This is a genomic window from Sphingobium sp. DC-2, from assembly GCF_000722555.1.
GTDB lineage: Bacteria > Pseudomonadota > Alphaproteobacteria > Sphingomonadales > Sphingomonadaceae > Sphingobium > Sphingobium quisquiliarum.
In genome coordinates this window covers 1-9,233 of record NZ_JNAC01000064.1, presented here as the reverse complement: position 1 = coordinate 9,233, position 9,233 = coordinate 1, and the positions used below count along the sequence as shown (strand labels likewise).

Annotated in this window: 15 protein-coding genes; 2 read left to right on the top strand and 13 right to left on the bottom strand. The window is 65.7% G+C overall.

Annotated features, from left to right (window positions below; genetic code table 11):
- A partial coding sequence (locus ET21_RS0114565) for a DUF3768 domain-containing protein (protein ID WP_193378978.1) occupies nucleotides 1-342 on the bottom strand: 342 nt, incomplete at its 3' end.
- Between the two features lie 259 nt (nucleotides 343-601).
- Between ET21_RS0114565 and ET21_RS28205 the strand changes: the two genes are divergently transcribed.
- The gene (locus ET21_RS28205; RefSeq protein WP_030540260.1) at nucleotides 602-952 is read left to right on the top strand and encodes a hypothetical protein; all 351 of its coding nucleotides are present in this window, start codon (nucleotides 602-604) and stop codon (nucleotides 950-952) included.
- A 260-nt stretch (nucleotides 953-1,212) separates the two neighbouring features.
- Here the strand turns inward: ET21_RS28205 and ET21_RS28530 are convergent, their stop codons facing one another.
- Both ET21_RS28530 and ET21_RS25950 read right to left on the bottom strand, forming a co-directional pair.
- Entirely contained in the window at nucleotides 1,213-1,365 is a 153-nt protein-coding gene (locus ET21_RS28530) for a hypothetical protein (RefSeq protein ID WP_237751569.1), read from the bottom strand.
- A 122-nt stretch (nucleotides 1,366-1,487) separates the two neighbouring features.
- On the bottom strand, nucleotides 1,488-1,652 hold the full coding sequence (locus tag ET21_RS25950; protein ID WP_007688065.1) for a hypothetical protein: 165 nt from the start codon (nucleotides 1,650-1,652) through the stop codon (nucleotides 1,488-1,490).
- A gap of 306 nt (nucleotides 1,653-1,958) precedes the next feature.
- Between ET21_RS25950 and ET21_RS0114540 the strand changes: the two genes are divergently transcribed.
- On the top strand, nucleotides 1,959-2,393 hold the full coding sequence (locus tag ET21_RS0114540) for a thermonuclease family protein (RefSeq protein ID WP_030540259.1): 435 nt from the start codon (nucleotides 1,959-1,961) through the stop codon (nucleotides 2,391-2,393).
- 75 nt (nucleotides 2,394-2,468) lie between these two features.
- On the opposite strand, the gene ET21_RS0114535 is transcribed toward ET21_RS0114540, so the two are convergent.
- From ET21_RS0114535 to ET21_RS25945, 10 genes are all read right to left on the bottom strand, one after another.
- Nucleotides 2,469-2,876 carry a single-stranded DNA-binding protein gene (locus ET21_RS0114535; RefSeq protein WP_007688067.1) on the bottom strand — a complete coding sequence of 136 codons (408 nt, stop codon included), beginning with the start codon at nucleotides 2,874-2,876 and terminating at the stop codon, nucleotides 2,469-2,471.
- A gap of 407 nt (nucleotides 2,877-3,283) precedes the next feature.
- Complete coding sequence (locus tag ET21_RS0114530) at nucleotides 3,284-3,952, bottom strand: hypothetical protein (protein WP_030540258.1); 669 nt, start codon at nucleotides 3,950-3,952, stop codon at nucleotides 3,284-3,286.
- Between the two features lie 112 nt (nucleotides 3,953-4,064).
- Nucleotides 4,065-5,006 (bottom strand): DUF2493 domain-containing protein, encoded by a 942-nt coding sequence (locus ET21_RS0114525; RefSeq protein ID WP_030540257.1) that lies wholly within the window; start codon nucleotides 5,004-5,006, stop codon nucleotides 4,065-4,067.
- Between the two features lie 347 nt (nucleotides 5,007-5,353).
- Entirely contained in the window at nucleotides 5,354-6,094 is a 741-nt protein-coding gene (gene arsH / locus ET21_RS0114520; RefSeq protein WP_030540256.1) for an arsenical resistance protein ArsH, read from the bottom strand.
- Nucleotides 6,094-6,525 carry an arsenic resistance N-acetyltransferase ArsN2 gene (gene arsN2, locus ET21_RS0114515; RefSeq protein ID WP_030540255.1) on the bottom strand — a complete coding sequence of 144 codons (432 nt, stop codon included), beginning with the start codon at nucleotides 6,523-6,525 and terminating at the stop codon, nucleotides 6,094-6,096. The genes arsH and arsN2 overlap by 1 nt, the downstream gene beginning before the upstream one ends.
- Nucleotides 6,522-7,589, bottom strand: a complete 1,068-nt coding sequence (arsB, locus tag ET21_RS0114510; protein WP_030540254.1) for an ACR3 family arsenite efflux transporter — start codon at nucleotides 7,587-7,589, stop codon at nucleotides 6,522-6,524. The genes arsN2 and arsB overlap by 4 nt, the downstream gene beginning before the upstream one ends.
- Nucleotides 7,586-8,026: an arsenate reductase (glutaredoxin) gene (arsC, locus tag ET21_RS0114505; protein WP_007688073.1), complete on the bottom strand. Its 441-nt coding sequence runs from the start codon at nucleotides 8,024-8,026 to the stop codon at nucleotides 7,586-7,588. Before arsC ends, arsB begins: the two co-directional genes overlap by 4 nt.
- Nucleotides 8,023-8,559 carry an arsenate reductase ArsC gene (locus tag ET21_RS0114500; protein ID WP_030540253.1) on the bottom strand — a complete coding sequence of 179 codons (537 nt, stop codon included), beginning with the start codon at nucleotides 8,557-8,559 and terminating at the stop codon, nucleotides 8,023-8,025. The genes arsC and ET21_RS0114500 overlap by 4 nt, the downstream gene beginning before the upstream one ends.
- Nucleotides 8,560-8,571: 12 nt before the next feature.
- Nucleotides 8,572-8,910, bottom strand: coding sequence for a helix-turn-helix transcriptional regulator (locus ET21_RS0114495; protein ID WP_013849891.1), 339 nt, complete (start codon nucleotides 8,908-8,910; stop codon nucleotides 8,572-8,574).
- Between the two features lie 52 nt (nucleotides 8,911-8,962).
- Nucleotides 8,963-9,233 (bottom strand): zincin-like metallopeptidase domain-containing protein (locus ET21_RS25945; protein ID WP_037471052.1); only part of this gene is annotated, 271 nt, incomplete at its 5' end.

Genomic DNA, 9,233 nt, shown 5'->3' with positions numbered 1-9,233 from the left:
GAAGGAACCGTTCAATGCGACCTTGACAAGGCCCGGATCATACAAGTCGATCTTCCAGTAGAGGATCGCATCCTCGAACTCGAAGCGGCCGAAATCATGCTCGCCGATCGGATCGTTGTCGGGCGTGAAGCTGTCATAGTCGCGCACGATCCGGAGGATCTCCGCGCGGCGGCGAAAGCCGCGGAACAGGGCGACCTCGCCGATCAGCGCCGCAACGCCGGCGGTCATCACGATCTGGTTGCGGCCCGGGCTATGGATGGACCGGCGAAGCGCGTCATTGAGTTCGGCGACGCGGGCGATCCGCTCGGCCTGGCTCATCGCATTCGGGGAGGATTGGGACATGAGAACGCTCCTGATCTGTCCGGCCCCGCCCGCCGGGGCCTTCCGACAGGCGTGCCAAGGGCCGGCGGCAGAGCGCGGCCGAGCACCCGCAGGGTCGCAACGGCAGTGGAGAAGCGCGCGGAGCGGGCTTGCGCGGGCGCGCGCGCCGGCCAGGCGAGCCGACAGGAGGAAGGTCTTGGCGGGCGGGATCGCGAAGAGATGATCGCGGTGTCCTGATCCTCTGGCTCCGCGGAGAGCCCGGCGCTATCCTCTGCCCGTCATGACGAGCAGCGCCACTCTCTTCCGCCTTGCCCCGGCCTGGACCACGTCACTCCAGGCGATGCGGCTGCGCCAGATCCTCGTCCGATCGCAATGCCGCCGCTGCGGCGGGTTGATGCGCGAGGATGTCGATGCCCTGATCGGGCTCCATGGAGCAGGCGCCAGCCTCATCGACCGGCAGGCCCGATGCCGCATGGTCGGCTGCGACGGCGCGGCCTATTATCTCGCGGCGCGCGGCCATGACCGTCTCTGGCACATATTGCTGCACGATGAGCACCTGCGCGCGGGCCTGGCCAACTGCCCTCCAGCGCGCGGCGCGACCGGCCGGGCCATCGTTTGCGCGCAGGGTTGAAAGTGCGAGCAGCCACGGCAGGGATCGTCACCCGAATGGGCTGAGACTTGGCACAAGGCTCAGGGCGAAGCCTAGAGCCCGGTCCGGCCGCGCCGGAGCCGCCATTCTCAGCGCATAGATGCAGAGAAATCCGACTTTCAGACGGCAACCGCCCGTCGCAGATTGCCAAGAGCAGAGCACGATTTCTGCGATACCTTACGGAGCTGCTGAAGCCTCTCCGCCGCCTCGCTCTCTTCGATCACGAGCGTCGAACGATCAGCCTACCGTGCCCGGATCGCGATCACACGAAAGATGGTGGCCCATCGACTGGTCCGTTCGACTGTCAGCTTCGCCTGGCCATGGGCGAGCATCGTGGGCAGCCCTTTCTGGTGCCGAAATTCCGCCAGCAGGCTCGCGACACCCTTTCCCTCCACGGAAAAGGGGCCGCCCTCATCGATGAGTGCAGCGAGGTCATCGAGCCGTTGCCCGTCTTCGGCGCAAGCCGCGATCGAAGCGAGGGGAATAACCGGGAGCCGAGCGGCTCCCGGACGAGCCGTCAGGCAAAGGGATCGAATTCGGTGACGATGGCGACGCTGCCGTCGGCGTCTTCGGCGGTGATGACCCCGTAATGCTGCCCGATCGCGATGACGAAGGTGACCATCATGAGGCTGCGCGAGAGGCTGAAAGCGTGGCGGCGAGCGATTGCGATGTCGGTGAACATGTCGAGGCTCCTTTGCGCGCCGGCGGGTTCGTCCCGCTCGACAGGCGCCCGATGTGTCCGGCCGGTGGCCGCGATCACTTTTTTGGCTGGAGGCCCAAAAAGCCGTAGCGAAGCGACCGGACCCCTTGCGGGTTGATCGCAAAAGGTCACCGGGTGGACCAAGGATCGCGCCGATTGAGAGCGGGCGAACCCGCCGGCCAGGAGGCCAGGTCCCCGCCGATGTCGCGCCCCGCCCCTTGCCCTGCCTGCCGCCCCATCCAGCGGGGTCCGGATGACAGGCGGCCGCTTGTCGGTTAGCCCCGCCGGATGCTGTTCCCGCTCCTGCTCGCCGCCGCCGTGGTCCCCAATGGTCAGACTTTCGCCTGCACACCGACGCGCGTCTGGGATGGCGATGGCCCGATCTGGTGCCGCGAGGGCGCCCATGTGCGGCTCGCCGGCATTGCCGCGCGCGAGATCGACAACAGCTGCCGCCCCGGCCAGCCCTGTCCAAGAGCAAGTGGCCCGGCCGCCCGCGATGCGTTGGTGCGCCTGCTTGGCGGACCGCGCGGCCAGACATCCACCGGGCATATTCGCGTGGCTGGCTCCACCATGCGCTGCGTCTCGACCGGCGAAGCCAAGGGCAACCGGACCGGCGCCTGGTGCAACGCGCCCGGCATCGGCGATCTCAGCTGCGCGATGATCGCTACCGGCACCGTGCTGCGCTGGGAGCGCTATGCCAAGGGGCGATGCCGATCCCGCTGATCCGCTTGGGACCATGCCGCGCCTGAACAGGATAAGAGGCCCGGCGGCGATGCCGCCGGGCCGCCCTGTCCGACCTCAGAACGGGATTTCATCGTCCTCGGGCTCGTTGCCGCCGCCGCTATTCTCGTTCGACTTGGCGCGGGTGAGGAAGGTCACCTCGTCGGCGATGATCTCGACGCCGTAGCGTTCGATATTCTCGCTGTCGGTCCAGCGGGTGTAGTGGATACGGCCCCGGACCATGACCTTCATGCCCTTGTCGACATATTGCTCGACCGTCTTGCCGACGCCGTTGAAGCAGGTGATCCGGTGCCATTCGGTGTCCTCGAGGCGGCGATTGTTGTCGTCGCGCAGGATCTTGCCGTTGCTGTCGCGCTTCGGGCGCGAGGTGGCGAGGCTGAAATGGGTGATGCGGGTGCCGCCCTGGGTGGTGCGGGTTTCCGGCGTGCCACCGACATTGCCGGCGAGGATGACGAGGTTCTGCATGGCTTGGGTTCCTTCGATATGGGTCCAAGGGACCGTCCCTTCGACTGATCCCCGGCCAAGGCGGACAGGACGGCCAATCCACCGACAGCGCAGCGCCGGGGAACCCCGGGACAAGGGGTGGTGCGGGCAGCCGTGGCACACGGCAACTCGGCCCGATGGCTCGCGGGTTGGATGGGTCGGACGGCCGGCTTAGGGGTCAGATGAGGAGAAGGACGGTGCGTCGCTTGGGCCATGACCGGAGCCCACCCATCGAAACCGCCGATATTGCCGGCTTTGCTGAGCTCGCCGGTCCGGCATCTCGCGGACCTTACGCGCGCGCCTTATCTGCCCGTCCCTTGAGCCGCAGGACGGGATTGTAGATCCTTCGCATGGCCACTCGCGGGCTCGACACGACGTCCGTTGCACGATCACGCGGAGGGGGAAGAGGAGGTGGGCAAGGTGGCGGCGCCTGGCATGGCTGGGCTCAGGCAGGCCGCCACGGCATCGAGGAGCTGCGTGGTCTCGCCAAGCACGGCGCCGATGTCGCAGGCATAGCCACCTGCCACCAGCGCGTCGATCCGATGCACGGCATAGGCCGGGCCGAGGCTCTTGATGAAATCGGCCAGGGGACGACCGGGCGCCGGCAGGCCTAGCTGCCACGCCTCGTCGAGGGCGCGGACAAGGTCATGACGGAGATCGCGGGCCAGCGCATCGTCCGTCCAGCCATGACCCAAAAGATGCGCCTTCAAACCCAGTTCGCAGGAGATCGCGAGCAAGTGCAGTGCCGGCGCGGGCGCAATAGGCGCGCCAATCTGCGCGCCGCGATGAAATTCGCGCGCACGATCGAGAAAAACCGCTGCAAGCACCGGGTCGCCGGGCGCCGCCAATCTTTCGACCGCGCGCCAGCGGCGCGGCGTCAGCTGGCGGAGCCAGGAAGGACCGGCCTGGTTGCGCAGATGTCGTAAGTAAGCGCCATCGGCTTCGTCCACATCGCGGCCCGTCGACCATAACGACAGGAGCTTCGCCTTCCAGTGGCGGCCATGCACAGCGCGGAATGCAAGGAGCACGCACGCACTGGCGCGATCGGGCATGAACATGATGCGGAACCTCCGAAGGGAACAAGGGACGCATCCGCCCCGCCCCCTCCCCTCCGGCACCGGAATCCGCGAGATTGAGAAAAGCCGGCCGCCGAAGCGGCCGGCACGGCGGTCAGCCGCGGGATAACGCCGCCGGCGGCGTTCCGAGCGGTCCGCGGCGATCGACGACATGGATGCCGCGCGCCTTGGCCTCGATCACCAGTCTTTCGGTGACGCCGTTGCCCTGGAAGGCGATGACGTAGCGCGGCTTGACCGAGAGCATCTGCTCGTTGCGCCGGAAGCCGGCACGATCGCCAAGCTTGCGATCAAGGCCGAACCGCAGCTGCTGGATGCCGTTCTGCTCGGCCCAGGATGCTGCAAGACGCTCGATGCCCTTCATGTCGCCGCCATGGACGAGATACATGTCGCCCACACGTTCGCGCACGGCCTTGAGGGTCCGCAGCAGATTGTCGGCAAACTGCTTGGCCTCGTCGTCGCTGGCGAAGCGAAGGCGCCCGCCGGCGAAGACCACGGGCGTGCCATGGACCATATTGGCATCGCGCACCCGCTCGCGCCGCGCCTGCAAATAGGCCCGGCCATCGACGATCGCAGCGGTCGTGCCGAGCGAGATGCGGTTGCCGGTCGCGGGCACCCAGGAGCGGCCGGTCTCGTGCAGATAGTGGCGCGCCGCGGTGTCGCGCATCCCCTCATAGGCCTGGGCGGACTGCTCGACCTTGCGGGCGAGATCGATCTTGTCCTCGAGGTCGGCGGTCGCGATCTCCGACCCGTCCTGCTCGGCGAGCAGGAGCCGGATCTCGTCGGTCAGGCGGTCGATCAGCTGATGCTTCTTGGCGGCCGCGCGGTGGAAGAGATTGACGAAACCCCAGCCCAGATCCTCGATGTCGCGTTCGAGCGCGGTGAAGGGGAAGAGCGCGAAGAGATCGCTCCAGATGGCGCTGACGGTCTGTTCGAGCGCCTCTGCCGGCGGCGGCGCTTCTATCGAGCGTTGGTCGCCCGCCAGGTCGAGATGGCCGAGTTCGAGTGCTTGGAGCACTGCTGAAAGGGAGCTGGTCATGAGGGATTGCCTTTCCGTGTCGCAGGGCCGGCGGCCTTCCCGCCGGATGCGCACCCTCCGGGCCATCGAAAAAGCGGCGGCGGCACCGCCGGGCAACGCCCAAGGGGAACCCGATAAGGTCCGGGTGGTGCGGGCAGGCGCGCCTCGGCGCGCCAACACGGCCGGAGCGTTCGGGTTGCCGCCGCCAGCGCGGTGGCCCATGTGCCGCATCCTCTGGCGAAAGGCGCGAAGGCCCTGTCGCGTCAGGCATTCATGGCGCGGAGGACCTTAAGAAGGGCACCCGCAACCCGATCTCCCGATACGCACAGGACGGCATGAAAGCGCGTCGCATCGCAAGCGCCGGGCCGTCAGGCCGTCGACCGTGAGGCCAGATCTTGGGCCGCGTCGCGCTTGGCGGCTGCCGCCTTGCGTTCCGAATAGCGGTCCACGAGTTGATCGGCATGGCTACGTGTCAGCACCGTGAAGCGCACCAGCTCCTCCATGACGTCGACGATCCGGTCATAATAGCTTGAGGCTCTGAGACGGCCGTCCTCGTCGAACTCCTTGAACGCCATCGCGATGCTCGACTGGTTGGGGATGGTGAACATGCGCATCCACCGCCCGAGCAGCCGCAACGTGTTGACCGCGTTGAACGACTGCGATCCGCCCGAAACCTGCATGACGGCCAGGGTCCGGCCCTGGGTCGGACGCATGCCGCCGAATTCGAGCGGCAAATGGTCGATCTGCGCTTTCATGATGCCGGTGATCTGGCCGTGCCGTTCGGGGCTGCACCAGACCATGCCTTCGGACCAGAGCGCATGCTCGCGAAGCTCATGCACCGCCGGGTGATCATCGTCCTTGATCTGGTCGGGGAGCGGGAGATCGGCCGGATCGAAGATCCGCACTTCGGCGCCGAAGAGGATGAGCAGCCGGGCCGCTTCCTCGACCGCGAAACGACTGAACGACCGCTCGCGCAGCGAGCCGTAGAGGAGGAGGATGCGAGGTTTCGGCTCGAGCGCGCCGAGCCCGGCGGCGAGATCGAGCCGGATCATTGCACGGTCCAGCGCGGGCATGTGATCGGGTTCGGGAAGGATACGAAGACGCGACATCAGGCAATCCATTTATACAAAAGGGCGGCGCTCGCCGGGCATAGCGATCGGAACTCGGCCGATCGCGCGATGACGGCAGGAACGTCGGTCCGTTCGGCTGTTTCATAGCCGTGACGGCGAAAGAAAGGCTCGGCGGTCGTGGTGAGCAGGTACAGGCTAGTCGCGCCCTCATCAGCTGCAACGCATTCGACCGAAGTGAGAATGGCACCGCCCAATCCGCATCCGCGCCGATCGGCCTTCACGACCAGCGAGCGCAGCAGGCGGTCGGAGCCGTCGCCTTCGATCCCGCCATAACCGACAATGCCAACATCATCCTCGAACCGAAAGAAGCGGCGTCCCGCCTCGGCGAGATCACTGGCAGGCAGACCCGCCGCGCTCAGCTCCGCCATCAGGTCGGAAAGCGACCTGGGATCCAGCAGTGTAGCGATCATGCAGGAACACGTTGCTCGTACCAGGGCCGCGTCTTCTTCACGATGCTGACGACAGACAGCATTACCGGCACCTCGACCAGAACGCCCACGACAGTCGCGAGCGCGGCCCCGGAATTGAGGCCGAACAGGCTGATGGCGGCTGCAACCGCAAGCTCGAAGAAATTGGACGCGCCGATCAGCGCGGCCGGAGCGGCGACGCACCAGGCCACGCCGAAGCGCCGGCTGAGCCAATAAGCCAGGCCCGCATTGAAGTAGACCTGGATGAGGATGGGAATGGCAATCAGTGCGATGACCAGCGGATGAGCCAGGATCGCCGGGCCTTGGAAGCCGAACAGGAGGACGAGCGTCGTCAGCAGCGCAACCAGCGACAGCGGCCCGAGCGTCGCCAGCAGCCGATCGAGCGCCGGTTGCCCGCCTGACGATAGCAGCGCCCGACGGATGACCTGCGCGACGATGACGGGCACGACGATATAGAGCAGGACCGAGATGAGCAGCGTGGCCCAGGGCACCGTGATCGAGGCGACCCCGAGCAGCAGTCCGACCAGCGGCGCGAAGGCGAAGACCATGATCACGTCGTTGAGCGCCACCTGGCTCAGCGTATAGGTCGGCTCGCCGTCGCACAGGTTCGACCAGACGAACACCATCGCCGTGCAGGGGGCCGCGGCGAGCAGGATGAGCCCGGCGATATAGGCGTTGATCTCGCCCTGCGGCAGCAACGGGCGGAAGAGCCATCCCAGGAACAGCGTGCCGAGCAGCGCCATTGAAAAGGGCTTCACCGCCCAGTTGATGAAGAGGGTGACGCCGACGCCCTTCCAGTGTTGGCGAACCGACCCCAACGCGCCGAGGTCGATCTTGAGCAGCATGGGGACGATCATCAGCCAGATCAGCACAGCCACGACCAGGTTCACGCGCGCGATCTCGGCCGATGCGATGGCTGCGAACAGATTCGGCAGCGAATAGCCAAGCGCGATGCCGACAGCGATGCAGAGCGCCACCCAGACGCTCAAATAGCGTTCGAAGCTGTTGATCGCCGGCTTGGGTCGCGCCGCGACGGTCGCGTTCACGCCCCGATCCTCTTGCCGGCGGCGTCGATGACCTGCTCGCCATCTTCCTTGGTGAAAGCCCCGCGCTGGGCGGACGGGAGAAGATCGAGCACCTCTTCCGATGGACGGCAGAGTTTCACGCCGAGCGGCGACACAACGATTGGCCGGTTGATGAGGATCGGATGCTCGATCATCGCATCAATGAGCTGGTCATCGCTGAGCGTCGGATCGGCAAGACCCAGCTCGGCGAAGGGCGTGCCCTTCTCGCGGAGCAACTGGCGTGCGCTGATGCCCATGCGGGCGATGAGCGAAACCAGGCGCGGGCGGTTGGGCGGCGTCTTGAGATATTCGATCACATGCGGCTCGATCCCGGCGTTGCGGATCATCGCCAGCGTGTTGCGCGACGTCCCACACTCGGGATTGTGATAGATGACGATATCGATTGCGGCATTGCTCATGCACCCGGCGCCTTTTCGCTTGGGAGGTCGGCGCGGCCCTGTTCCTTGCCGATCCGGTTCAGCCGGTTCTGTAGACTCATCTTGTCGAGGCCTTCGAACGGCAGGTTGGTGAACAGCGAGATGCGATTGAACAGCATCCTGTAAGTATCGAAGAAGGCCGCGTGCTGCACCGTTTCGCTGTCCTCGATAGCGGCCGGATCGGGCACCCCCCAATTGGCGGTCAGCGGCTGCCCCGGCCAAACCGGGCAAAGCTCGTTGGCGGCATTGTCGCAGACCGTAAACACGAAATCCAAGGACGGCGCATCGGGGCCGGAAAACTCTTCCCAACTCTTCGAGCGGAACCGGCTTGCGTCGTAGTTCAGCTTCTCCAAGAGATGAATGGTGAACGGATGGACCTCGCCCTTGGGCTGGCTGCCGGCGCTGAACGATTTGAAACGGCCTAGCCCTTCACGGCTGAGGATCGCCTCGGCCATGATGGAACGGGCGGAATTGCCCGTGCAAAGAAACAGTACGTTCAACAGGCGATCCGTCATGTTGATGTCCTTTCAGGCAGCACGACAGGCAAGCAGTTCATCCGCAAGTGGATGGCAGAGCTCGGCCCGGCCACCACAGCAGTCCTTGACGAGGAACAGCATCACGGAGCGGAGCGCATCGAGATCGGCGCGGTAGTTGATGATCCGGCTACGCCGCTCGGATGTGACCAGGCCGGCACGCGCCAGGGTCGCCAAATGCACCGACATCGTGTTCTGCGGGACATCCAGCGCCTTGGCGACCTCGCCGGCGGGAAGGCCTTCGGGTTCGTGACGCACCAGAAGGCGGAAGGCGTCGAGGCGCGTGGCTTGGGCAAGCGCGCCCAACGCGACGATGACAGATTCGTTATCCATATATCCACGATAGCGGATATATGGATATGGTGCAATCGGCGACATGGAGAGATCAAGCAGCCGCCTGCTCGTCCAGATCATCCTCGCAAGCGAGATCGGTTGCCCGCAGCAGAAATCCGGCGGCTTCCTCCGCTCGCGCAGCCGCCGTCAGCAATGCGCGATTATCCTTGCGCAAAATGGCGAGCCAGGATCCGATATAAGCCGCGTGATCGTCGAGATGGGCGGTTGGGAGACCCACATCGGCGCCAACCAGCGCTGCTGTCAGTTCGGCCGCATATCCTGACAGTCCAGCCCTAATGTGACTTCCACCGCAAATTTTCGGG

Excerpts from the sequence above, each read along its gene's own strand:
- ET21_RS28205 (WP_030540260.1), top strand. The coding sequence starts at position 602 with ATGACGAGCAGCGCCACTCTCTTCCGCCTTGCCCCGGCCTGGACCACG.
- ET21_RS25950 (WP_007688065.1), bottom strand. The coding sequence starts at position 1,652 with ATGTTCACCGACATCGCAATCGCTCGCCGCCACGCTTTCAGCCTCTCG.
- ET21_RS0114540 (WP_030540259.1), top strand. The coding sequence starts at position 1,959 with ATGCTGTTCCCGCTCCTGCTCGCCGCCGCCGTGGTCCCCAATGGTCAG.
- ET21_RS0114535 (WP_007688067.1), bottom strand. The coding sequence starts at position 2,876 with ATGCAGAACCTCGTCATCCTCGCCGGCAATGTCGGTGGCACGCCGGAA.
- ET21_RS0114530 (WP_030540258.1), bottom strand. The coding sequence starts at position 3,952 with ATGTTCATGCCCGATCGCGCCAGTGCGTGCGTGCTCCTTGCATTCCGC.
- ET21_RS0114525 (WP_030540257.1), bottom strand. The coding sequence starts at position 5,006 with ATGACCAGCTCCCTTTCAGCAGTGCTCCAAGCACTCGAACTCGGCCAT.
- arsH (WP_030540256.1), bottom strand. The coding sequence starts at position 6,094 with ATGTCGCGTCTTCGTATCCTTCCCGAACCCGATCACATGCCCGCGCTG.
- arsN2 (WP_030540255.1), bottom strand. The coding sequence starts at position 6,525 with ATGATCGCTACACTGCTGGATCCCAGGTCGCTTTCCGACCTGATGGCG.
- arsC (WP_007688073.1), bottom strand. The coding sequence starts at position 8,026 with ATGAGCAATGCCGCAATCGATATCGTCATCTATCACAATCCCGAGTGT.
- ET21_RS0114500 (WP_030540253.1), bottom strand. The coding sequence starts at position 8,559 with ATGACGGATCGCCTGTTGAACGTACTGTTTCTTTGCACGGGCAATTCC.
- ET21_RS0114495 (WP_013849891.1), bottom strand. The coding sequence starts at position 8,910 with ATGGATAACGAATCTGTCATCGTCGCGTTGGGCGCGCTTGCCCAAGCC.